Origin of the sequence: Saccharopolyspora sp. SCSIO 74807 (genome assembly GCF_037023755.1) — a bacterium.
Classification (GTDB): domain Bacteria; phylum Actinomycetota; class Actinomycetes; order Mycobacteriales; family Pseudonocardiaceae; genus Saccharopolyspora_C; species Saccharopolyspora_C galaxeae.
Genome location: NZ_CP146100.1, coordinates 870656 through 893194 on the forward strand (window position 1 = coordinate 870656; position 22539 = coordinate 893194).

Consider the following 22539-nt stretch of genomic DNA (forward strand, 5'->3'; position numbering starts at 1 on the left):
AATACCGAAGCACTCATTTAAGAGATGCGTAATATCGCACCCGCGGTTAAGGAATCCGTAAGAAGTCTTCATTCTTTGCATACAGCTTCCTGCGGCCCCGATGGCAATACTGGTGACGTGCTCACTTCGACTTCGATGCCACCGGCCCGCCGGATCACGCGCTCGGCCGCGCCCGCCGCGCCGCGGGTGACGCCGTTGGGACTCGCGCACCACGCCGACGCCCCGTTGCCCGGCCGCGAAGAGATCGTCGGACGGCTGCTGGACATCTGCCGCGCCGCGGCGAGCGCCCCCGTGGTGGCGCTGCTCGGCCCGGCGGGATCCGGCCGCAGCGCGCTGCTCGCGCGGCTGCGCGCGAGGGTGGAAGCGCACCACCTGCGCCCCGTGCAACTCCGGATCACCCGCGAGGAGCACGACGTGGCGCACCTCGCCGCCCGGCTCGCCGACGAACTCGGCAAGGACCCGCGCGAAGCCGTGCGCGTCCCGCTGACGCGACTGCTCGCCCAGCACACCGAACAGCACGGGCCGCTGGTGGTGATCGTCGACGACGCGCAGCGGATCGCGCCGGGCTGCCTGGCCGAACTCGCCCGCATGGTGAATCCGCAGAACTGCCACCGGGTCACTTTCGTCTGCGCATTCCGCACCCCCGCCGCGGGCGCACCCGCCGAACTCGCGCGGCTGCGCGACGCCGGACTCGTGCACGAGGAACGGTTGCGCCCGCTGGACGAATCCGCGATGCGCGCGCTGCTCACCGACGACCTGCAAGCCGAACCGGCGCCGCAGCTGGTGCGCGCGGTGCGCCGGAACAGCCGCGGGCTGCCCGCTTTCGCGCACGCGCTGCTCGACGGCTACCGCGAAGCCGGCTGCCTGCGGATCGTGGACCAACGGGTCTGCCCGGTCGGTGGCCGCGGACCCGCCGTGCGGATCACGCACCCGCTGTTCGCCGGGCTGAGCGAGCTGGGTTCGCCGTGCTGGCCGGTGCTCAAGGCGCTGGCCGTGCTGCACCCGCTGCGCGGCAACGTCCCGGAGCTGATCGCCCGAGCGACCGACCTGCCAGAGCACCAGGTGCTCGAAGCGCTCAAAGCGCTGCGCGCGACCGGTGTGCTGACCGGCGAGTGGCGGTTCCGGGTGCCCGCGCTGGGTGCGCTGCTCACGACCTGCCTCGGCCCGTACGAGCGGCGGCGGGTCAGCGAGCTCGCGGTGCTCGCGCTGTGGAACGGCGCGGCGACCTGCGCTGATCCGGAGTACTTGGCGGAGCGGCTGGCGACCGCGGGCAGGCTGGTCGACCCGAACCGGGCCGCGGCGGAGCTTGTGCAGCTCAGCGGCCGGACACCGCCGGAGCGCGGGGACCTCGCCGACCATTGGGGCCGCGCCGCGGCGCGGTTGTGCACCGAGAGCGGGCAGCGCGCCGAGGTGCTGCACCGCCATGCGGTGACCAGCGCACTGCACATGCGGTTCGAGTCGGCCGCGGAAAGCGCGGACGAGGTGCTGCGCGACCATCCGCAGCAGCTGAGCCCGGATTCCGCGCAGGAACTGCGGATCGTGCGGTTGGTCGCGGCCGCGGGCACCGGTGCGCTGGGTGAGCTCGTCCCCGAACGCTCTCCGTCCACCGTGGTCACCCGGGCCGCCGGGCTGTGCCTGCTCGGGCGGTGGGCGCAGGCGCACGACGAGCTCGTCGAGGACCTTCCGCTGTGGTCCTCGTCCGAGTCCACCAACGGCATGTTCGGCCGGGTGCTGCTGGATTCGGCGGCGGCGGTGCTGGGCCGCTCCCGCTGGAGCGGCTCGGCGCGGGGGCGCGGAACCACCGCGGACGTGCTCCGGATTCTGACCCGGGCGTTGACGTTGTTCGGCGGACTGCGCGAACCGGCGCAGGGAGCGCAGGTGGCGGCCGAGCGGGCGGTCCACTTCGGACACGCGGGCCGGTGGGACGAGGCGCTGGAGCACGCCCGTTCCGGCCTGGCCACCGCCGCCGCGTGGGGCGGCACACCCGGACACACCGCGTTGTTCCGGCAAATGGCCGACATCTTCGTCGCCCGCGGACAGCTGCAGCGAGCGCGCACCATCATCGCGGAGGCCCGCGAACAGCACCTGCTGCTCCCGCACCTGCTGGCCATCCCGGAAGCCGAGCTGGAAAGCACCACCGGTGCGACCGACCGAGCTCGCGCGCACCTGACCTCGGCGTTGCGGGCCGCGGACGCCGACGGCGTGCTCATCGGCACCGACGAACTGCTGCGCGCCCTGGTCGAACTGGAAACGCGGTGCGGTGACCACGCGGCTGCTCGGGAGCACGCCGCGCGGCTGGAACAGGTCGCGGCGCGGCTGGACGACTCCGCCGCTCGCCGAAACGACCTGCTGGGCCGGGTCCTGGTGCACGGCGACACCGCGGCCGCGGCGGAGGCGATCGAGCTCGCCGAGTCCCGGCAGCGCCCGTGCGAACTCGCCCGCACTTTGGCCACCGTGGGCGGCTCCGCGGCCGGTAGCGGCACGATGCTGCGCACCGCCTACGAGTTGTTCGGCGAGCTCGACGCGCTCATCCCGCGCGCGCGGCTGCGGCTGCTGATGCGGGAACGCAAGGTCACCGTCCCCGGGCGCGGCACCACGGTCGCCGAGAACGAGCGGCTGCTGGCCACGTTGATCGCCGAGGGCCTGACCAACGCGCAGCTCGCGACGATCCTGGGCACCAGCGAGAAAGGGATCGAAGGACGGCTCACCCGGCTGTTCCAGCGGGCCGGTTTCCGGTCCCGCGCCGAACTCGCGACGGCTTTGCTGCACGGCGATTTCTCCGTCGAACTGACGTGATACCTCAGCATTCGCCAGCGCTGGAAAACGGCGCCGGCGAACGATCGGGAGAACGGGGACCTGCATCCGGGACCCGGCTTAATTCCGGTGCCGAGCGGGCGCGTTCGGCATTTCTCGCCGACCAGCGGAGCGCGGAGCACTTTCGCCCCGGTCGAAATGGGGCGAACGAGACCTTCGCTCCTAGCGACTCCGGCGCACGCGGAACGCTCAGATGAGTCCGCAGCGCAGCGCGTGCGCGACCAGTTGCGGACGATTGCGCACGTCGAGATTGCGCATCATGGCCCGGACGATGTTCTTGACCGTGCGTTCCGAGTAGCTCAGCCGCGAACCGATCTCCTCGGTGTCGCAGCCCTCCGCCAGCAGCCGCACGACCTCGACCTCCCGCGCGGTCAGCCCGACCGAGTCCAGCCCGCGCGGCGCCAGCACGTCCCGCTGCAGCTCCTGCACCTGCCGCAGCAGCTCACCCAGCAGGTTCGGCGGCAGCACGCCACCACCCGCGGCGGCCGCGGCGATCGCCGCGCCGAGCCTGCGCTCGGTGGCCGCCGCCCGCGAGACCACCGCGACCACCCGGCACTCCACCACGCTCATCAGGCGGGACGCTTCGAGCTCACCCGCCACCAGCACCGCGGGCGCTGCGGACCCGGCCGCGGCGCGGCGCATGTTCGCCACCACCCGGTCGGTGACCTGGTCGGCGGCGAAGACCAGCACGTCGGCTTCGGCATCGCGATCGTCCGGCACGAACACCTCGAACGAGCCCAGCAGCGCTTCGGTCAGCCCGAGCAGCGTGAGCGGATCCGGCGCCCACACCGACACCCGGGTGCGCGGTTTCGATTCCGGCGCGGCGGGCATTGCTCCCGGAGAAGTGTCCGGGCCGGCTTCGGTCGACATTCGCGCTCCCCTCGCACTCGCGTTCCGAGTTCTCGGCGTTTCCGCGAACCGCACTCGGAATCACCCCATTCGGGAGTTTATGCGCACGCATACCGACCGGTGCGCGAGCACCGCCACCGCCCGGCAAAACCCGGGATTCCCCTCGACGGGAATCCCGGGCCGCACGCACTGCGCGAAGCCGCAACGACGCGGAGTCCGCGCCGCCGACATCGGCTACGAACCGGCGTCACCGCCGACGGAATCCGGCTATCCGCGAACAGCCGAGAACTAAACGGCCGGGCAGATTTCCGCGCCGCTAATCGGCCTGCCGCTGATGCCGCGCCCCGGTCTCCCCCGCGTCGGCGGCGATCCGCTGCAGCGCGGCGATGTGCCCGGTCAGCACCTCCCGGCCGGTGCGGCTGAGGTTGAGCCAGGTGCGCGGCCGCTTGCCGACGTAGCCCTTGTCCACCTCGACGTAGCCCAGCTTCTCCAGCGAACTGACCTGTTTGGACAGTGCGGAGTCGGACAGCCGCACCGATTCCCGCACGTAGCCGAACTCCGCCCAGTGCGTGGCCGCCAGCAGCGACACGATCGACAGCCGCGTCGGATCCAGCAGCGCCTGGTCCAGTTCGCCCTGCTCAGCCATGATCCGCTCGCGACCCGCGCATCCGGTGGCCGAAGAACCGCTGCCACAGCGGCATCGTCGCGACGATCAGCACGCCGGCGATGGTGCCCGGGTACGGCACCTCCGAATCGCGCAGCAGCGCCGAAGCCCCGAGCACGAGCACGATCATCACCAGCAGCACGAGGATGTTCAGCAGCCGGGTGCGCACCGACATCGCCGGGCGGACGCTGGGCGATCGCTGGTATCCGATCGCGGAACCAAGGCGCTTCCAGCGCGACAAGATGGACACCACCAGCACGAACGCCAGTACCAGGTAGGACACCGGCGTCCGCAGCTGCGGGCTCAGGTCCGAGGTGAGCCCGAGCGCGAGCACCAGCGCCGCCGTCGCCCACAGCACCCACTTCGGCTGCGAGTTCCGGCCGGTCACCTGCTGCTTGCGCGCGGAGATCTCGCGCAGCGCGTCGGAGGCTTCTTGCGGGGTCGGTTCGGTCGCCATCATCGCCACTCCCGTCTCGGTCTGCGGATGCCCGCGAAGCTCGGACTTTGCCGCCGTCTCATGTACTTGCCTAAAAGGAAAGTACATGAGCACTTTCCCGCGAGGCAAGTACCTGCCCCGGGGAGAAGGGGTGATCGCCCCGAACAACGGAGAACCCCCACCGGCAATGCCGATGGGGGTTCTTCCGCAGTGCCGCCCAGCCGGGCCGGAGCGGTCAGGAAGCGGCCTGAACGTCCGCCTTCTTCACGTAGACCCAGCGGTGGTTGAGCGAGATCTGGACGAACTCCTCCGACCCGTTGACCACCTTGTGGTTGTTCGGGTCGTCCGCCCCGTCGAAGGCCACGTGGTAGTCCTTCGCCTTCGCGTCCGGGCCCTTGACGTAGGCCTGCCCAGCCGGGACCTCGTACGGCAACGGCTCCAGCTCGGTCGGCTCGACGCCCTCCGGGTATTCCTCGGCGGTCGGCGCCGCGCGCCCGTAGGTCGGTATCCGATCCCGCTTGGCCCGCACCAGCTCGGCGTCATCGGCTGGCGCGGTGTTCTTGCCGTCGGGGTCGTGCAGCCAGGCCTTCTTGCCGTCGAACCAGATCGCCAGCCACTCGCCGGAGCGCTCGGCGACCGCGTACTGCCTGCCGGTGGCCGCCTTGTTGCCCCAGTCCTCGATCCGGGTGCTGCCCGCAGAACCGTCCGGGTGCACCACCTCCGAGGTCAGCAGCGGCGCGTCGGCGCGCGGTTCGGTGCGCAACGGCAGGAAGTTGGCGCCCTGCTTCGGCAGCACCTCGCAGTTGCCGTCCGGGCAGTTCTGCACCTCGGGACGGTTCTCGGCGAAGTTCGGGAAGATCGTCACGACGTCTTCTTCGGCGCCGCCGCTGGCATCGTCCAGCGGCGCACCGAGCAGGTTCATGTAGTGCGCCCAGTCCCAGAACGGGCCGGGATCGTAGTGCTCCAGGCCCGCCTTCTTCGGCGTTTCCGCGGTGACCTCGTCGTGGCCGAGGATGTGCGTGCGGTCCAGCGGGATGTCGTACTTGTCCGCCAAGTACTTCACCAGCTTCGCCGACGACCGGTACATCTGCTCCGTGTACCAGGTGCCGCCCTCGGCGGCCCAGCCCTCGTGCTCGATGCCGATGGAGCGGATGTTGCGGTCCCAGCTGCCCGCGTGCCACGGCATGTCCTTGGTCGGCACCATCTGCGTGATCTGGCCGTCCGATGACCGCACCACGTAGTGCGATGCGCTGGCGTTGGCCGGGTTCTGGAACGCCGAGATCGTCGCCTGGTACGACAGCTCGGTGTTGTGCAGCACGATCGAGTCGATCTTGACGTCCTGCGGCCGGTTCGCGGTGTCGTAGTTGCCGTAGGAGCCCGCGGGCTTTTCCGGGTCCGTGGGCTCGTAGGCGGCCGGGACGTAGCGGCAGTCGACGTCGTCGGGGCACTCCGCCTGCCGGTCCGAGTTCTGCTGCGACGAGCTGGGCTGCTCGGACGTCCGGGCGGAGTCCTGCCCGGTCTGCGAGCGGTCACCCGCCGGGTCCTGGCTCGTGCTTGGTTCCGCAGACGGCGCCTCTTCGGTGCCTTCCGCTCCGGTGCCTTCTTCTCCGGTGCCTTCCAGCCCGGTGCCCGCGAGGTCCCGATCCGGCCGCACGTCCGCGACCTTGGGGTAGGCAAGCTCCTGACCGGTGGAGGTGGTGCGCTTGCGGCCCTGCCCGAGCACGTCGTAGACGTCCTCGGCGAACGAGCGCGCACCGCTGGCCTGCGGGCTGCCGCTGAGCTCGGCGACCGCCGGGTACCAGCCGCCGATGTTCTCCGGCAGCTTCCCGCCGTCGAGTTCCTCGGCGCGGTCGGCCAGCAGCGCGGCACCGGCGCGGATGTTCTGCGCCATGTCCCGCTTGACCTGATCCGCGTCGGAGCCGACCAGCCCGGCGGCCTTCTGCAGGGTGTGCAGCCGCGGGTTGTCGGCGGCCTGCTCGAGCAGCTTCGGGTTGTCGGCGCGCAGCTGCTCCGGGCGCACGTCGGTCAGGTGCATCGGGCCGTACCCGCCGGCCTTGCTCTGCTCACCGTGGTGGTTCTCCCACCTGGTCAGCTGGTACGAGACCGCCATCAGCAGCGGGGTGGGCACCCCGAATTCCTCGGCGGCGGACTCGAACGCGCGTTGTTCCTCGGTGTTCGGCGCCTGCGCGGTGCGCGGCTCGCCGAACGCGGACTGGCTCGCGCCGGTCAGCAGCCCGGCGGCGAGCGCTGTCGCCACCACCGACCGCGCCCAGCGGCGTCTTGGAGTGATCACATCGTCCCTCGCGGTTCGCGTGCGGATGCTCGGACGCGCGCGGGGCCACGGCGAATTCGCGTCCACCGGCGCGCGGACCTCGTGCTGCGGGGTCGCTCGGATGCGCGGCGCCCGCGCGCGGCCGCCGGGATCGGCAGGCCGCAGGCCGCACCTTAGCGATCTCGGCAAGGATTCCGCACCCGCCGAACGGTTTTGCGACCCGAACGGGCAAGTGATGTGCACAAAATGAACGGCGCGCGCGGCCAAATGTCGGCGGGGGCCGTGCTCAACAGCCCCGCCGAGCTTTTCCGAGCCGCTCGGGGAAATCCCTCACGAACCGCCGCTCCAATTCATCGGAGTGACTTCCGCAACTCCGGCTCAACCTTACCGGAACCGTCGTCAGTGCAGGTCAGCGCCGTTTTCGAATTTTTTCGAGCGATGCGCAACCTCATCGGCGAGCAGCCGTCCTACGGTTAGAAAAAGCGCAGGGGAACACCGCGCTCGCACACTCCGGAAAGGTTTTGACGATGGTGAAGCGGACTCGTACGGCAAGCGCGGCGGCGGCACTGGTCGGTGGGGCGCTGCTGCTGGCCGGATGCAGCGGCCAGGCGGCCACGAACTCCGCGGTGGCGCCGGAGAGCCAGCAAGGAGACGCCCCGGGTGCCGTGGACATCGGCAAGTCCAGCGACTGCACGGCTGCGGACTTCGCCTACCGGCTGGATGCCCAGCCGCAGCACGCGCCGGGGTCGTACGTGCTGAGCATGAAGAACACCTCGGACAAGCCCTGCCAGGTGGACGGCTACCCGGTGCTGACGCCGAAGTCCATGGACGACGAGGAGTTCCAGGTGCCGAGCCAGAACGCCGACGTCCCCGGTGCGCCGAAGGAGTTCGTGGTGGACCCGGGCAAGAGCGCCTACGCCGGGGTGAAGTTCGAGCTCACCGACAAGTCGGACCCGAACGCCATGGTCGCCACGGGCTTCAACGCGAAGGCTTCGAACATGAACGGTTCGGGCGCCAACGTGGACGAGATCTCGCCCAGCGACCCGGAAACCGGCACGAGCCTCGCGGTCAAGGGCCTCCGCGTCGGCACCATGCAGCCGGTCGATCAGGGATTGAACGTCGGCCTCTGATCCGCACCGCACGGCCGAACCCCCACCGGGCGACCGGTGGGGGTTCGTTGTGTCGCGGCCGTTCCCGGCTGATTCGTCGGGGCGACGGGAATCGGCCGGTGCCGGAGTGAACGCGTCGGCCGAGCGTTACCACCGGAGTGCTCGCGATGGCCCGGTGATCTGGATGGCCCAGTGATCTGGATGGCCCGGTGATCTGCGATGGCCGGCCGCGGAGCGGTGCGGCCTCCCGCAAGCCGGAACGGCTCGCGCGCTACCGGCCACTACAAGCATTCGCGGGAGCAACCGTGAACTCCCGAGTGCCGTACATGTTGCTGCGCGGCACTGCGACCGCGCGATTCCATCGGAATCCTCCGCACCGCCATGATCGCCACGCCCGTGCTGCCCGGTTCGGCCGGCGGCGGATGCGCCGCCTGGGACATCCCACCGGCCGCTGCGTCGTGAACCTCAACTCGGTGGGTGCGCGGAAACCGCGCAGGCGCGCGACTCCGGCGTGATCCGGACGGGCCGGAGGCTGTTCGCCAAGGACCGTCCCGCCGTCCGGAACCGCTGCCGCCGGAGGACACCCAACGCAAAAATCCGCTGCCGACGTGGTGTCGGCAGCGGATCCGCGAACTCGCGCCGTTCGTGGTGTTCGCGAACACCGATCACGCGAGGGTGCGAACGCCGATCATGCGTCCGGGTTGTCCGGCGTCTCGCTCGAGTCGAGCTGACCGTTCCCGTTCTCGTCGCCCGGAGCGCCCGGCTGCATCTGCGGCGGCAACGCATCCGGGTTATCCGGCGTCTCACTCGAGTCCAGCTGACCATTGCCGTTCTCGTCACCCGGAGCACCCGGCTCCATCTGCGGCGGCAACGCATCCGGGTTATCCGGCGTCTCACTCGAGTCCAGCTGACCATTGCCGTTCTCGTCACCCGGAGCACCCGGCTCCATCTGCGGCGGCAACGCATCCGGGTTATCCGGCGTCTCACTCGAGTCCAGCTGACCATTGCCGTTCTCGTCACCCGGAGCACCCGGCTCCATCTGCGGCGGCAACGCATCCGGGTTATCCGGCGTCTCACTCGAATCGAGCTGACCATTGCCGTTCTCATCGCCCGGAGCACCCGGCTCCATCTGCGGCGGCAGCTTCTTCACGGCCGCCTGACCAGGATCGGGTGCCGATTCGCCGCTGGTTCCGCAGGCCGCCCCGGAAAGCCCCAGCCCCGCAATGATCACGCCGGTGATCAACGCCTTACGCATCGTTCTCTCCCCAAAAACCGCGTTCCAAGTATTCGTCCGTAGGACGCCGAACTCGCCGCCAGGTTGACCGGCCGTGAATCACGTCACGGGAACTCAACCAGTGGCCGCCACAAGGACCACCCCGAATGAAATCGGGTTGCGCGAGAAAGCGCGACCAGCACCCTACGGGACCTCGCAGACCACCGAATTCCGTCGCAACGCCGTCCCGCACGCCCCCGCAACCTCGATCAGCCCAGCTCAGACCACCCAGCAGCCGCCGATGACCGACCGGCACCGCCGCGTCGGGCCACCACGGGCCACGGCCACGAATAGGGAAAACCTCTTTTGGCCCGGATGTTCACCACCGCACCAGGGAACTGCCAGCTGCGCCGATCCGGGGCCGCGACGGGTCCGATGGCCGAAGCCCCGCCGCGACTTCCACCGACCGCGCCGATCTCCGTTGCACGTTCGGGCAGCAGCGCTGCCCGAACGCGCCACCCGGGCGCCTTCCCGCGGTGCCGCCGCTGCCGGTCGCCCCCTCTTCATTCCGGCTGAACAGCGGGGATTGCGCAGCGAGAGCTGCCCGCGTCGGCGGCCTTGTCCGTTCGGGCAACGGGCCCTGCCCGGATCACCTCACCTGTGCGTCTTTCCGCGGTGCGATCAGCTCCGGAAACTGGTGGGCGAGTGCTTCCCAAATTTGCAGCACGTCCAGGGGTCGAATCACGGTCAACTGAACACGCACCCGTGCTCGGACCACCAAAATCATTGGCCACACCGCCGACCGGCAACAAAATGGTGCGCGATACTGGGATCGAACCAGTGACCTCTACCGTGTCAAGGTAGACAGCCGCAGCCGCCCGACCTGCGAAAATCGAGAATCCGCAGGTGGAAACAACGCTGTTGCGACCGCTCATATCCGGTTGAGTGCAGTTCGACGCACATCTATCCTCCCAAAATCCTCCCAGATTTCTGCTCCCACGACAATGGAGATCGCTTCAGGGCGCACAACTCGCGCGCAGCCCGTCCGGCAAGCTCGGCCCCCAGTTCCTACTCCTCAGTGATCAACGAGCCCATCGACTCAAGGTTCTCCGAATCGCCACCGCGTCCCGCTTGAACTCCTCGCGAAACTTCGACTTCCGTGCCACCAAGGACACTTCCTCCACAGGACCCACAGGACCCACAGGACCCAGAATCAGGGTGTCCACACCCAAGGGGGAGCCCACCGGCGGCATCCCCCCTTCTGTGAGGTCATCTCGGCAAGTCGTCTCCATCGTGGGTAGCGGCCTTAAAGGCCGTTTTCAGCGGAGACCACCCGTTGTCGGTGGTGTAGGGACCTCCGTCGCTACCGTCGTGCCAGTAGCGCAGGCAGAAGCCTCCGGATCCGGTGAGCTCTCGGATCGTTTGGTGGTCCACTTCCTCCGGTGACCAGCAGTCCTGGCTCCCGTTGTTGTTGCGGTCTTCGTCGTAGCCGTACTTCTGGTTGGCGAAGTAGCCCTGATCGATCGCCGAGCGGTAGGACACCGTGGGATCCTCCTCCGAGCCGACCAAGCTCCAGTCGATGCCAGATGCCCACGCGTCGTCAAGGCCGCGGTCACCAGCACCGGGCTCGGACTCGTGCAGCTTGTCGATGAACCCCGAGCCGCCGGCGTCGCTGGGCACCATTTGGTTCCACTGCCTGCACGGATCACCGTCCGAGGCCCAACTGTCTTCCGGGCACCCACCTCGCACGCCCTGGTGCGGCGTGCCGAGTGTCACGATGTCCTGTACGAACACGCTCTCCGGAAACCCCTCCCAGTGCTCGTAAGTGCCGAGCACCGCGACACGCGTGATCAGCCCTCCCATCGAATGCGCCACGATGTCGACGGGATTACCCGGGCTGTAGTTGTCGTGGATGTAGTTGGCGAGATCCCTGGCTATGTCCCGGATCGAAGTGCTGTTGTCCGCGTTCTTGTTCCCGATCACGAAGTCGCACTTGTTCTGCCCGCCCACTTGGCCGGTATCGCCCTTGTCAGGCGAGTACCGGGAGATCGCCGCTTTGGAAGGGACGCCGGCCCAGGCCGCCTCGGAACCTGGCTCATGACCGAGGGTGCGCACGATCCCGGCGACGCTTCGGAGCATGTCGGCACGGCCATTGACCAGGACCGGCTGGACGCTCGGCTGGCGCGCATCGCCCGGATCCCCTTCCGCGCGAAGTTCCACCTGCGCCCTCCCGAGCTCGCCTATGCCGCGTCGCGCGGACCGGAGACCATCGCTCGGCACGCGAAGGAGCTCATCGACGCGCGGCTCGCCCCGGCGCACCCGCAGAAGGACGGCAGACAGACCCCCTGGGGCGGACACCCCGTCTTCCGCGCCCAGCACGCCACCGCGACCTGCTGCAGGAAGTGCTTGCAGATCAACCACGAGATCATCCGGGGGCACGAGCTCAGCGAGCGTGAGCGGGAATACGTCGTCCACGTCATCTGCAGGTGGATCGAGCTCGAGAGTCAGGCGGGCTCGACTCGTGCCCCGCCACCGCCTCCGACCCTGTTCTGAGAGCCTTCGGTGAGGGGACCACCTGCGGTGCGCAGGTCGTCCCCTCTCGTCCGGCGCTCAGGCCGGGATCTCCTGGGTGCGGGTGCCACGGCGGCTGGACTCCAGCATCGCCGTCAGGGTGCGCGCGTCGTAGCTGCCCAGCAGGCGGCAGCCCTCCACGAAGAAGGTCGGAGTGGCGTGCGCGCCGCTGTCCGCCGCGCTCGCGGCGTCTCGCTCGACTCGCTTGGCGACCTCCGCGCTGTCGAGGTCCTCGGTGAATGTCTCGACGTCGAGGCCGAGCTCGACCGCGTAGTCGACGAGGTTGTCGCGCTCCAGGGCGTGCTGGCGGGTGAACACGAAGTCGAGCCACGGCCAGAACATGCCTTGATTCGCCGCCGCCTCGGCCGCCCTGGCGGCGATCGGCCCGTGCGGGTGGTGCGGAAGATGGCGCACCACGTAGCGCAGGTCGTCGCCGAAGCGCTCGTGCAGATCCTCCCAAGAGCCGGTGGCGTGCGCGCAGAACGGGCACTCGAAGTCCACGAACTCCACGAGCGTGAGCTGGGCGTCCTCCGGGCCGCGGATGTGGTCGACCTCCGGATCCACCGGCGGCTCCAGCGTCATCGGCAGATCCGCGGTCTCCTCGCCCCACCTGCGGGCGGCGACCTTGAAGATCGCCCACCCCAGCACGTAAGCGAGCACCATAGCAACGAACACGCCGAGAGTCGCCTGACGGCCGAGGTCGGAGGTGGTGCCGAAGGCGAGCCCGATGATCAGCAGTGACACGGTGAAACCAATGCCCGACAGCGCCGCGCCCCCGAACACGCTGCCCATCCCGACGCCTTCCGGCAGGCGCCCCGCACCCAGTCGGACGGCCAAAAGCGTCGCGAGCCCGATCCCCAAGAGCTTGCCGAGCACGAGCCCCGCGACGACGCCCCACGTGACCGGCGAGCCGAGCGAGTCGACGAGCAGCCCGCCCCGCAGGTCCACCCCTGCGTTGGCCAGGGCGAAGATCGGCACAACCAGCAGCGCGGTGGGCAGCCGGAGGTACTCGTGCAGGCGCTCATTGACCGAGACGCCCCGAGACAGCCCCCGGCCGACGGCACGGGCCGAAGACGCGCTCGGCGATTGCCAGAAGTCGCGGAACAGCTGCCGGGCGGCGACCACCTTGTGCCGCCGCGTCGGGTACGCGGGGATGAGGAGGCCAGCGATCATCCCCGCGAGCGATGCGTGGACGCCTGAGGAGAGCGTGGCCAGCCATAGCCCGAGGACAATCAGCACGTACGGAGCCGCGCTCCATTGGCGGGAGCGTCCGAGCAGCCACAGCGCGAGAAGGCACGCGAGGGCGACCAGCAGCGGGACGATGCGGATCTCCTCGCTGTAGAAGATGCCGATGATCGACACCGCGAGGAAGTCGTCGACCACCGTCAGGGTAAGGAGGAAGACGCGCAGCTGACCGGACAGGCGAGGGCCGACGATCGCGAGCGCGCCCAGCATGAACGCGGTGTCGGTGCCGACCACAGCTCCCCAGCCTTCGATGCCCTCGGCACCGGCCGCACCGACGACGAGGACGTACACCAGCGCGGGGAGAGCCACACTCGCGACCCCGGCGATCACGGCGAGACGGGCACGGCTGGTGTCCCTCAGCGCCCCGTGGGCGAACTCCTGACGCACCTCGAGCCCAACGACGAAGAAGAACACGACCATCAGGCCGTCGTTGATCCAGTGGTGCAGGTCCATGTGCAGCCCGAACGGGCCGACGTCGAAGCCCAGGCCCTGATGCCACAGCTCGAAGTAGGAAGAGGAGAGCGGCGAGTTCGCCCAGATGAGCGCGACCGCTGTGACGACGGTGAGGAGCACCGCCGATCCCGACTCCGTGCGGAGCCATCCGGTCATGCTCAGCGGAGATGGTCTTGAGTGAGGCACAATGCTGAATTCTGCCTGACAACTCCGACCATCGGACAGCAGAACGGGCGCACGTCACGGAGTACCGGTATCGCCACGATCCACTACGAGATCCTCCATGTCGCGACCATCAGCCGAGCCGTCGTCGAACTCAACCAACCCAACACCGACGGAACACGATTCGTCGTCAAGCACTACCCCAAAATCACCGAATACCGCCAACTCCACCTCACCCACGAACTCACCACCGCCCTCCAACACCACATTACCCAACACCGACCTCGTCGCCGACGATCTCCTCTTCGGCACCCCCACCATGACCCCCAACCCCCACACAGAAACCGCCACCGCCACCACCCCGACACCCGCCGGGCACGGCACCGCCGGGCACGGCACCGCCACCCGCTACAACACCGGATGCCGCTGCCAGCACTGCCGCACCGCCATCGCCACCTACCGCCGCCACCGCCGAGCCCACGGACACGACCGCCCCACCCGCCACCGACGCACCCGCCACGACCAACACCTCGACCGCAGCTGGTTCCGCAGAAACATCTGGTACCACGCACTAGCCAACGCCGGCCTCACCCACCCGGCCCGCATCCACGACCTCCGCCACACCAACGCATCCTGGATGCTCGCCGGCGGCGCCGACCTCGAAACCATCCGCGAACGCCTCGGCCACCGCAGCCTCCGCGCCACCGAGCGCTACCTCCACACCCTCCCCCACACCCACAACACCGCCCTCACCGCACTCCACCGAACCCGCACCACCAACCCACCCAGCACCCCGGCACCCGGTCAACTCACGGTCACAAACCCCACCCCGCCTCAACCAACAAACTGAACCAGCCCGACACGAATACCCAGATCAGCGCCCCACCCGCCACTGAAAAACCCGCACAGTGAACACAAACCGGCTCATCCCAATCGGGGGTGTAGGAGTTGGGGTCTGAAGCCGCCGGTCTCGAGCAGGCTTCGGGCGATGTAGTTGGTCAGGTTGCGGAACCCGAGCGCGGAGCCGCGCAGGTGTTCGAGCCGTCCGTTGAGCGCCTCGGTCGGCCCGTTGCTGGTGCCGGGTCGTTCGAAGTAGGCGAGCACGTCGGCGGCTCGCTTCTTCAGGGTCCGGCCCAGGGTGGTGAGCTCGGTGAGCACCTTGGGGACGCCGGCGCTGAGGTCGGTGATCAGCTTCTCCATGAGCTCGCGGCCACGTTGCCGGTCCTCGTGGCGATAGGCGGCGATCATGCGCTGGTAGACACCCCAGGTCGCCTCGACCTCGACGTGAGCGTCATCAACGAACAGCGCGCGTAGCCTGTCGCTCTGCTTGTCGGTAAGCAGGTCCGCGCCGGTGTGCAGCGTGCGCCGCGACTTGTAGAGCGGGTCGTCCCTGAACCCACGGTGCCCGTGGATCGCGAGTTGGACCCGGCGCCGACACCTGTCGAGGGCGTCACCGGCCAGGCGCACGACGTGGAAGGGATCCATCACCGTGACCGCGTCCGGGATCTCCTCCGCAGCGGCGGTCTTGAACCCGGTGAAGCCGTCCATCGCGACCACCTCGACCGCGTCACGGAAGGCGTCGTCGCGGTCGGCGAGCCAGGTCTTGAACGCCGCCTTCGACCGGCCCTCGACCATGTCCAGCAGCCTTGCTGGGCCGGCGCCATCGCGGACCGGGGTGAGGTCGATGATCACGGTGACGTACTTGTCGCCACGCCTGGTGTGGCGCCAGACGTGCTCATCGACGCCAATGACCTTCACGCCCTCGAACCGCGTGGGGTCGTTGATCAGCAGCCGATTGCCTTCGGCCAGGACCGCGTTGTTGGCGGTGTCCCACGCGACCCCGAGTCCCTCGGCGACACGGGCGACGGTGAGGTGTGCGACCACGATCCCTTCCAGCGCCCACCGCAACCCGGTGCGCGAGAGCTTCGCGCGTGGCTTCGCCGCGGCGCTGGTGTCTTGGCGCCACACGTGTCCGCAGTCGGCACAGCGGTAGCGGCGCACTACAACTTCCAGCACGGTCGGTCGCCAGCCCAGCGGCTCGTGGGCCAACCGCCGGATCACGGTGTCACGAGCAGCGCCTTCGCTGCCGCACCGTCGGCAAGACTGATCTGGTTCCACCACGCGGCACGCGAGGACCGCACGATCCGGTTCAAGTCGTTGCCCGGTCACGCTCAGACCGAGGCCGTCGAGTCGAGCGAAGGCGGTCAGGTCAGGGCGGCCGAAGCCGGCCAGCGGGGTAGCGTCGGACACGTCGAGGTCTTTCGGATGGATGGCGTAGGAACCTCCATCGTCGGGAGACCTCGACGTCTATCTGCGGACCGACGCGCCCGGCCGACCTACACCCTCATCTGGGAAGAGCCCGCAAAGCCGACGTGATTAGGTCGTCGGTTCGATTCCGACAGGCGGCTCCGGCGAACAGCCCCTGACCTGCGCAAACGCAGGGCAGGGGCGGTTCGGTTCTGGTGGTCGCGCAATGCGCTGGCCTCACGGCTCTGCCCGACACCGACGTCGCTCTCCTCTGCGACGGACCCCTCGCCGGCTGAGCGCTCGCGGCCGGCATCCTGTCCGTGTGCCGATATGCCTCGCTCCGCTCGGCAACGCAGCGTGGCGTTGTGTCGCGACCTGGACGTGCGAGGTGTCAACGGTGCGTCGGCGCAGCGATCGTTGTGTGCGCAGCGAGATGCTCCATGCCGCACGCGCGGCGCGCACGAACGCAACGCCCCGGAACGCCAACGACCCGTCATCGCTGCGACGCGCAACGCGTCTCCCGTCACGGCAACGGATCGCAACCACGACCCGCCCACGGCGCCTCGCGGGACGGAGGGCAAGTTGACACAGTTGCGCTGCCATGGAACCGCGCTGGCTCTCTCGATGACCACCGGTGAAACAGTGCCGCTCCAGGCTTGCGCCTGGTGTTGCCTGGCCTCCTCGTGATCGGCCCGTCGGGGATCGTCAACGTGGTGCGGGTGTCGAGGCGGTCGGGTCCGACGGCTCGGCGGGGCGCGATCGTCTCGTGCGTTGGCGGACTACGGGAGCTTGGACGCGAGGACGTCGGCCGCCATGATCTCGGGTGCTGCGCCGAGGAGGTGCTGGTTGGCCATCAGGGCTGCGACGATGGCGCCGTTGGCGTGGGCGTCGCGAGCGGCCTCGTCGGGGAATGCATCGAAGATCCAGAAGGTGTCGGCGTGGGTCCTAGCCGCGAACCAGACAATCGTTCCTACTTCTTCGTTGGCGAGTGCGACAGCGCCGGCGAGCAGATCGGCGAGCGCGTCGTGCTGTCCATCAGCCGCGACGATCTTGGCGACGAAGGCATACGGAAGTGATGCGGGTGTGGACATGAGGGGTTCTCCTTGAAGTCGGGGTTCTTCGTGGGGCGAGTTCAGCGTATGACGAGCGAGGGCCGGTGGGGAGTGGCGTATACGGCAGTATTGCTATTGTTCGCGCCATGCGTATCGGACTGATCGCGATCGACGGCTGCTTCGGTTCGGCGGTCGCGTCGGTCATCGACATCGTGCGGGTGGCCGACGGAGCCCGCGGCGATGTCGACCCGCGGATCGACCCGATCGAACTCGCCATCCTCGGACCGAAACGGCGGGTGACCACGACGGCATCGATGACCCTGTCGGTGGACCACCCGCTGTCGGAGTCCGGAGAGTTCGACGTGGTCGTCGTCCCTGCGCTTGGAACCCTCACGGCCGCCGCGACCCACGACGCCCTCCAGAGCCGAGATGCTCGTTCGGTCATCGCCTCACTCGGGCGCCTCGACGACGCGACCACCCGGATCGCCGCGGCGTGCACCGGCGTGTTCGCCGTCGCCGAGACCGGACGGATGCATCATCGGCGGGCGACGACCAGCTGGTTCCTGGGGCCGGAGTTCCTGAAGCGCTATCCGACCGTCGCCCTCGATCTCGACACCATGGTCGTGGTCGACGGGAACCTCGTCACCGCCGGCGCCGCCTTCGCCCACATCGACCTCGCGCTCTCACTCGTGCGATCGATCAGCCACGACCTGGCCCAACATGTCGCCAAGCTCCTCATCATCGACGAGCGCCCGTCGCAGGCGGCCTTCGTCGCCTACGAACATCTCCGGCACGAGGACTCGATCGTCGTCGAGTTCGAACGCTTCGTGCGCGTCCGCCTGGACGAACCGTTCAACGTCGCCTTCGTCGCGCAGTCGCTCGGCACCAGCCGGCGCACCCTCGAACGACGAGTCCGTGCGGCGCTCAACCTCACTCCGCTCGGCTTCGTCCAACGGCTTCGCATCGAACGAGCTCGGCACCTCTCAGCAACCACGGACCTCACCTCCGCCGAGATCGCGCGACGGGTCGGCTACGCGAACGCCGAGACTCTGCGCTCCCTCCTGCGCAGGGAGCGACGCCGTTCCTGACCTATCGCCATGCCTGTAGCCGGTGTCCTAGCGCTCGGTTGGAACCACCTCTCAGCACGTCGCGTCGACGCTCCTGCGTCGCCCCTGGACGACCCACTCGACACGCCCGCAGCACAGGCCATGTGACGTGCCCCGGCTTCCCGGACGGTCGGGGTTGGGTGGCTGTGATGTCGCTGCGTTCTCGTCGAGGGGGTCAGCAGACCCGATCAGGGTCGATTGGGATGAGCCGCGAAGGCGGTCAGGTCAGGGCGGCCGAACCCGGCCGGCGGGGTAGCGTCGGACACGTCGAGGTCTTTCGGATGGATGGCGTAGGAACCTCCATCGTCGGGAGACCTCGACGTCTATCTGCGGACCGACGCGCCCGGCCGACCTACACCCTCATCTGGGAAGAGCCCTTACCGTGCGCTCGGACGCGCTCGATCTCCTCCGGATCAGTGACCACGTCCCGGCGCTCCGGGGCCTCCCAAGCGCCCTCGTCCTGCTCGACGTACTCGGACCCCGGCTCGGCCACCTCGTCGTCAGCTGGCCCCTCGGGCGCTTCGACCTCCTGTTCCACGACTTCCTCGAAGAGGCCGGATTCGTCCTCCTGATCGACGATCACTCGTACCGGGGGACCGTCGAAGTCCGGGTCGTTGAACTTCACGGTCGCTTCGACGAAGTCGATGATGTCGAACGACTGCTTGTGCACATCCGGGCACAGTCGCGTCCCGCGTCCGATAATCTGCTTGAACTCCGGTACCGAGCTGATCCGGCGGAACAGGACGATGTTGCGCACGGACGGCATGTCCACACCCGTCGACAGCAACCTCGACGTCACAGCAATCACCGGCTCATCAGTGTCGATCCGCTTGAACGCGTCCAACAAGGCCTGGCCGTGCTTCCCGTCACTCGAGGTGATGCGGCAGACGTAATTCCAGTACTGCCGGACCTTGTCGGTGTTGAGATTGTTCAGCGCCCGCATCATGCGGCCGGCGTGGTCGGTGTCCTCGCAGAACACAATCGTCTTGCCCATGCGGTCCGTGCGGTGAAGGTACTCGGTCAGGTACCGTGCCGCCTCGTCGGTCCGGTCCAGAATCTTCAGCTGCTTCTCGTAGTCCCTCGGCGTGTACAGCCGGTCCGGGATCTCCGTTCCGTGCAAGTCTCGCTGCCCCGACTCAGGCCGCCACCCGGTCATGTCGATGTTGAGCCGGACCTTGCGGACCCGGTAGGGCGCCAGGTACCCGTCCTCGATGCCGTCCTTGAGGGAGTACTCGTAGATTTCGTTGGTGAAGTATGCGTGCGTGTCGGCGTCCGCCTTGCGGACCGGGGTCGCCGTCAGACCGAGCTGGGTCGCGGGCGCGTAGTGCTCCAGGATGCTCCGCCAGCCAGACGACTCCCGGGCACTCCCCCTGTGACACTCGTCGACGATCACCAGATCGAAGAAGTCCGGCGGGAACTGCTTGAACAACGCCTGTTCGTCGCCGTTCTCCAGGGATTGGTAGAGCGCGAAATAGATCTGCCTGCCCAGTTTGACCTCACCGCCGGAGATCTTGTGCACGAGATCGCCGTAAACCCGGGCGAAGTAGTCATCCTTGGGCTGGTCCACGAGCACGTTGCGGTCGGCGAGGTAGAGGATCTTCGGCTTGCGCCCGGATGGCCAGCCGACTTCCCGAAGCTTGGCCACAATGAGGTAGGCGACGAAGGTCTTCCCGGTACCGGTGGCCAAGGTCAGCAGGAGCCGCTTGTCCCCCCGCGCGATCGCACGCACGGCGCGATTCACCGCCACACGCTGGTACTAGCGCGGCCGCTTAGGCGTGTTGTTCGTGTTGCGGAGCTGGTGGTCGAAGGGGGTCTTCTCCAGCTCGGCCTGCAGATCGGTATCGATCCCCTGCCGGTCGCGATAGCGCTGCCAGAGCTCATCGGGGGACGGGTACTCGTCGACCTGGTCGATCCGCCCCGTCGTGGCATCGATCTCGTAGATCGTGGTCCCGTTGGTGGCATAGGCGAAGGGCACGTCGAGACGCCGGGCATATTGCTTGGCTTGCTCGATGCCCTCGTCAGCGTCCTTACGCGTACGCTTGGCCTCCACGACGGCGATGACGAGATCTTCGGCGTACTCCAGCGCGTAATCCGCTCGCAGCGGCGCTTCCCGACGATGCCAACGCTTGCCCGCCAGCAGCTTCCCGTCGTTGATCTGGTACTCGTGTCGAATCCGGCCGCCCCAACCGGCCGCAGCGAGCGCCGGCAGCACCAACTGCTGACACGTCTCGTCTTCGTCGAGTCCCTGCCCAAGGTCCGCCATGATCCCTTGATACCTGACATCCCGGTCACACGTCCCGGATTCGCCGCAGCGAGCGTTCCTGGCCGTACCGCCCACCACCGTGGAGTGACCCGCCGAGATGAACGGGCCCCCTCTCCGGCAGCCTCACGCCGAGCGTGTACGAAGACGCCGTACGGACCAGCTGGCCGAGGCAATCCACGTCCGATCCGTCGCGACGCCGCCGGCCCGAAGGACTGGTCGGACCCCGCAGCTAAGCTGCTCGGCCACCGCATGCCCGGCGTCGAAGGCATCTACTCCCACGTCACCGAACCCATGATCGACCACCTGAACACCACACTGGAGCGCCGCTGGCGGCGTTCACACCCCGCCCCGGACACCAACAGCCAGGGGTGAACACAGATGCCGTGAACACAGTAAGCCAAGATCAACGCCTCCCACAGCGCTCCCAAAATAGTAGGAACCCCAACCAACTAATATCGTCGGCTGGGGCTCTCACCTGGGTATACAACTGGTGCGCGATACTGGGATCGAACCAGTGACCTCTACCGTGTCAAGGTAGTGGCCCTTCGATTCTGACCAGCACACTCGCGCTCCGCCGCAGGTCAGCGGGCTTCGTTCCTCCTCGTTCCGACGGGTTGTGGCGCGTTGAACCGCGTTCCGGTCGCCATCAGATCGCCATATGATCTTGACGTTGGACCGGGCTGCATGCTGGCCGTCGTCCCCTCTCCGCCTTCTCGTCGATCCAGCCAACTCCGCAATAGCCGCGGAAGTCGCCGGTCGACGAAGGCCCCGTTCTCAACGTCGGACGTCGACCGACCGCGTCAGAGCATTCGTCGTGCAGGTCGTTGTTCTAGTAAGTACCCGAAAGCGGACCTAACGCTAGAGCGTACGAACCACCGCGACCTACTGGTCGAAGGTCCAGAAATCCAGGTCAGCCCCGTAGACGGGCTCGCTCGACAACTCGATGACGACCAGGTCCAGAAGCTCATCGAGGGCTACACCTCGGGCGCGACCGTCTACGAGCTGGGTGACCAGTTCGGCATCGAGCGCCGCACCGTGTCCGCGATCCTGCACCGCCACGGTGTCCCGATGCGCCGCCGCGGCCTGTCCACCGAGCAGATCGACGACGCCGTCCGGCTCTACAACCAAGGCTGGTCACTGGCCCGGATCGCCGCACACATGGACGTCGCCGCCCGCACCGTCCGCCAACGCCTGCACGAGCGCGACGTCCCGATCCGCGACACCCACGGGCAGACCTGGGCAGGTGCAGCGCGATGACCGCCACACCGTCCACACCGAGCCCCGCTCCCGACCGGTCACTGCACCTGCAGTGCGCCTGCACCCTCCTGGTGGCCGTCGGCGCCGCCTACGTCTCCTACCGGCACGGCCGCGACTTCGCCCTGCGATTCGGCGCCGACGAGACCACAGCCACCCTCTGGCCGCTCATCGTTGACGGCTTGTTGACGATGGCGACCATCGAACTGTGGAAAACCGGCCACCGCCATCGCGCCACCGGCCAGTGGAAGGCATGGTTGTCGTTCGCCCTCGGGATCGGGTTGTCGCTGTGCGCCAACATCGCCTCCGCACCCGAGCTGAACGCCTTCTCCATCGCCGTAGCCGCCTGCCCACCACTCGCGCTACTGCTGTCAGTCGAACTGCTCAACCAGGCGCTCAAGCGGCGCCGAGCGGAGACGTCAAACGGCACCGGTCACGAGTCAGATGAGAACGCATCACCAGAGCCGTACTCACCGGACACCGGTGAAACCCGCCCGTTGTCGAAGGGCTCCGAGACGAGTGCCGAGGTGCCAGCGCTGCGCACGATGGTGAACAACGTGCCTGGTCACTGCACCAACAGCGCTGACGCTGGCTCAGGAGTACCGCACGGTGAGGATGCTGATCCGCTGCGCGCAAAGGCATACCGGCTCGACGCCGAACACTGGAACCTCTACCAACGTCCGATCTCAGCCGACACCCTCCGCCGCAAGCTCAGCATCGGCTCGAAACGAGCACGCGCCCTCACCCACCACCTCCGCCAGCAACGCCAACCCGGAGCGATGCTGGCAGCGGTGGAATAGACGCCGTGGCCCTTACCCGCATGAACGAC

Annotated in this window: 20 protein-coding genes and 1 tRNA gene; 8 read left to right on the forward strand and 13 right to left on the reverse strand. The window is 68.2% G+C overall.

The window, feature by feature from the left end; all coding sequences use genetic code 11:
• Positions 1 to 117 precede the first annotated feature (117 nt).
• Complete coding sequence (locus V1457_RS03675) at positions 118 to 2796, forward strand: AAA family ATPase (RefSeq protein WP_338600217.1); 2679 nt, start codon at positions 118 to 120, stop codon at positions 2794 to 2796.
• Between the two features lie 207 nt (positions 2797 to 3003).
• Here V1457_RS03675 and V1457_RS03680 read toward each other — a convergent pair whose 3' ends face one another.
• From V1457_RS03680 to V1457_RS03695, 4 genes are all read right to left on the reverse strand, one after another.
• On the reverse strand, positions 3004 to 3684 hold the full coding sequence (locus V1457_RS03680) for a helix-turn-helix transcriptional regulator (protein ID WP_338600220.1): 681 nt from the start codon (positions 3682 to 3684) through the stop codon (positions 3004 to 3006).
• A 295-nt stretch (positions 3685 to 3979) separates the two neighbouring features.
• Positions 3980 to 4309: a transcriptional regulator gene (locus tag V1457_RS03685; protein WP_200068535.1), complete on the reverse strand. Its 330-nt coding sequence runs from the start codon at positions 4307 to 4309 to the stop codon at positions 3980 to 3982.
• Positions 4302 to 4784, reverse strand: coding sequence for a hypothetical protein (locus V1457_RS03690; RefSeq protein WP_200068534.1), 483 nt, complete (start codon positions 4782 to 4784; stop codon positions 4302 to 4304). The genes V1457_RS03685 and V1457_RS03690 overlap by 8 nt, the downstream gene beginning before the upstream one ends.
• A gap of 214 nt (positions 4785 to 4998) precedes the next feature.
• Complete coding sequence (locus tag V1457_RS03695) at positions 4999 to 7056, reverse strand: peptidoglycan recognition family protein (RefSeq protein ID WP_338600225.1); 2058 nt, start codon at positions 7054 to 7056, stop codon at positions 4999 to 5001.
• A gap of 506 nt (positions 7057 to 7562) precedes the next feature.
• On the opposite strand from V1457_RS03695, the gene V1457_RS03700 reads away from it, so the two are divergent.
• Positions 7563 to 8165, forward strand: a complete 603-nt coding sequence (locus tag V1457_RS03700; RefSeq protein WP_295151058.1) for a DUF4232 domain-containing protein — start codon at positions 7563 to 7565, stop codon at positions 8163 to 8165.
• Positions 8166 to 8832: 667 nt separating this feature from the next.
• Here the strand turns inward: V1457_RS03700 and V1457_RS03705 are convergent.
• Complete coding sequence (locus V1457_RS03705) at positions 8833 to 9399, reverse strand: hypothetical protein (RefSeq protein ID WP_338600230.1); 567 nt, start codon at positions 9397 to 9399, stop codon at positions 8833 to 8835.
• Between the two features lie 1227 nt (positions 9400 to 10626).
• On the reverse strand, positions 10627 to 11367 hold the full coding sequence (locus V1457_RS03710) for an alpha/beta hydrolase (RefSeq protein ID WP_200068531.1): 741 nt from the start codon (positions 11365 to 11367) through the stop codon (positions 10627 to 10629).
• A gap of 87 nt (positions 11368 to 11454) precedes the next feature.
• On the opposite strand from V1457_RS03710, the gene V1457_RS03715 reads away from it, so the two are divergent.
• Positions 11455 to 11910, forward strand: coding sequence for a DUF4186 domain-containing protein (locus tag V1457_RS03715; RefSeq protein WP_154076178.1), 456 nt, complete (start codon positions 11455 to 11457; stop codon positions 11908 to 11910).
• A gap of 57 nt (positions 11911 to 11967) precedes the next feature.
• Here V1457_RS03715 and nhaA read toward each other — a convergent pair whose 3' ends face one another.
• Positions 11968 to 13782 (reverse strand): Na+/H+ antiporter NhaA, encoded by a 1815-nt coding sequence (gene nhaA / locus V1457_RS03720; protein ID WP_200068530.1) that lies wholly within the window; start codon positions 13780 to 13782, stop codon positions 11968 to 11970.
• An 84-nt stretch (positions 13783 to 13866) separates the two neighbouring features.
• Complete coding sequence (locus V1457_RS03725) at positions 13867 to 14028, reverse strand: hypothetical protein (protein ID WP_233626616.1); 162 nt, start codon at positions 14026 to 14028, stop codon at positions 13867 to 13869.
• Positions 14029 to 14107: 79 nt separating this feature from the next.
• On the opposite strand from V1457_RS03725, the gene V1457_RS03730 reads away from it, so the two are divergent.
• On the forward strand, positions 14108 to 14638 hold the full coding sequence (locus V1457_RS03730) for a tyrosine-type recombinase/integrase (RefSeq protein ID WP_338600246.1): 531 nt from the start codon (positions 14108 to 14110) through the stop codon (positions 14636 to 14638).
• Positions 14639 to 14712: 74 nt separating this feature from the next.
• Here V1457_RS03730 and V1457_RS03735 read toward each other — a convergent pair whose 3' ends face one another.
• On the reverse strand, positions 14713 to 16038 hold the full coding sequence (locus tag V1457_RS03735; protein WP_338600248.1) for an ISL3-like element ISPfr2 family transposase: 1326 nt from the start codon (positions 16036 to 16038) through the stop codon (positions 14713 to 14715).
• Positions 16039 to 16814: 776 nt separating this feature from the next.
• Positions 16815 to 17126, reverse strand: coding sequence for a putative quinol monooxygenase (locus V1457_RS03740; protein WP_200068527.1), 312 nt, complete (start codon positions 17124 to 17126; stop codon positions 16815 to 16817).
• Positions 17127 to 17233: 107 nt separating this feature from the next.
• Between V1457_RS03740 and V1457_RS03745 the strand changes: the two genes are divergently transcribed.
• Positions 17234 to 18175 (forward strand): GlxA family transcriptional regulator, encoded by a 942-nt coding sequence (locus V1457_RS03745; protein WP_200068526.1) that lies wholly within the window; start codon positions 17234 to 17236, stop codon positions 18173 to 18175.
• Between the two features lie 370 nt (positions 18176 to 18545).
• Here V1457_RS03745 and hsdR read toward each other — a convergent pair whose 3' ends face one another.
• Entirely contained in the window at positions 18546 to 19940 is a 1395-nt protein-coding gene (gene hsdR / locus V1457_RS03750) for an EcoAI/FtnUII family type I restriction enzme subunit R (protein ID WP_338600251.1), read from the reverse strand.
• A gap of 9 nt (positions 19941 to 19949) precedes the next feature.
• Positions 19950 to 20456 carry a hypothetical protein gene (locus V1457_RS03755; protein WP_338600254.1) on the reverse strand — a complete coding sequence of 169 codons (507 nt, stop codon included), beginning with the start codon at positions 20454 to 20456 and terminating at the stop codon, positions 19950 to 19952.
• A 249-nt stretch (positions 20457 to 20705) separates the two neighbouring features.
• Between V1457_RS03755 and V1457_RS03760 the strand changes: the two genes are divergently transcribed.
• Positions 20706 to 20828 (forward strand): hypothetical protein, encoded by a 123-nt coding sequence (locus tag V1457_RS03760; protein ID WP_338600257.1) that lies wholly within the window; start codon positions 20706 to 20708, stop codon positions 20826 to 20828.
• Between the two features lie 116 nt (positions 20829 to 20944).
• Here the strand turns inward: V1457_RS03760 and V1457_RS03765 are convergent.
• Positions 20945 to 21026, reverse strand: a tRNA-Ser gene (locus V1457_RS03765).
• A 315-nt stretch (positions 21027 to 21341) separates the two neighbouring features.
• On the opposite strand from V1457_RS03765, the gene V1457_RS03770 reads away from it, so the two are divergent.
• On the forward strand, positions 21342 to 21713 hold the full coding sequence (locus V1457_RS03770) for a terminase gpP N-terminus-related DNA-binding protein (RefSeq protein ID WP_233627325.1): 372 nt from the start codon (positions 21342 to 21344) through the stop codon (positions 21711 to 21713).
• Complete coding sequence (locus V1457_RS03775) at positions 21710 to 22510, forward strand: DUF2637 domain-containing protein (protein ID WP_200069870.1); 801 nt, start codon at positions 21710 to 21712, stop codon at positions 22508 to 22510. Before V1457_RS03770 ends, V1457_RS03775 begins: the two co-directional genes overlap by 4 nt.
• Positions 22511 to 22539 lie beyond the last annotated feature (29 nt).

What these genes read in the sequence shown, in the direction of transcription:
- V1457_RS03680 (WP_338600220.1), bottom strand. Translation starts at nt 3,684, where the DNA reads ATGTCGACCGAAGCCGGCCCGGACACTTCTCCGGGAGCAATGCCCGCC.
- V1457_RS03685 (WP_200068535.1), bottom strand. Translation starts at nt 4,309, where the DNA reads ATGGCTGAGCAGGGCGAACTGGACCAGGCGCTGCTGGATCCGACGCGG.
- V1457_RS03690 (WP_200068534.1), bottom strand. Translation starts at nt 4,784, where the DNA reads ATGGCGACCGAACCGACCCCGCAAGAAGCCTCCGACGCGCTGCGCGAG.
- V1457_RS03700 (WP_295151058.1), top strand. Translation starts at nt 7,563, where the DNA reads ATGGTGAAGCGGACTCGTACGGCAAGCGCGGCGGCGGCACTGGTCGGT.
- V1457_RS03705 (WP_338600230.1), bottom strand. Translation starts at nt 9,399, where the DNA reads ATGCGTAAGGCGTTGATCACCGGCGTGATCATTGCGGGGCTGGGGCTT.
- V1457_RS03715 (WP_154076178.1), top strand. Translation starts at nt 11,455, where the DNA reads ATGACCGAGGGTGCGCACGATCCCGGCGACGCTTCGGAGCATGTCGGC.
- nhaA (WP_200068530.1), bottom strand. Translation starts at nt 13,782, where the DNA reads ATGACCGGATGGCTCCGCACGGAGTCGGGATCGGCGGTGCTCCTCACC.
- V1457_RS03730 (WP_338600246.1), top strand. Translation starts at nt 14,108, where the DNA reads ATGACCCCCAACCCCCACACAGAAACCGCCACCGCCACCACCCCGACA.
- V1457_RS03740 (WP_200068527.1), bottom strand. Translation starts at nt 17,126, where the DNA reads ATGTCCACACCCGCATCACTTCCGTATGCCTTCGTCGCCAAGATCGTC.
- V1457_RS03745 (WP_200068526.1), top strand. Translation starts at nt 17,234, where the DNA reads ATGCGTATCGGACTGATCGCGATCGACGGCTGCTTCGGTTCGGCGGTC.
- V1457_RS03755 (WP_338600254.1), bottom strand. Translation starts at nt 20,456, where the DNA reads ATGGCGGACCTTGGGCAGGGACTCGACGAAGACGAGACGTGTCAGCAG.
- V1457_RS03760 (WP_338600257.1), top strand. Translation starts at nt 20,706, where the DNA reads ATGCCCGGCGTCGAAGGCATCTACTCCCACGTCACCGAACCCATGATC.
- V1457_RS03775 (WP_200069870.1), top strand. Translation starts at nt 21,710, where the DNA reads ATGACCGCCACACCGTCCACACCGAGCCCCGCTCCCGACCGGTCACTG.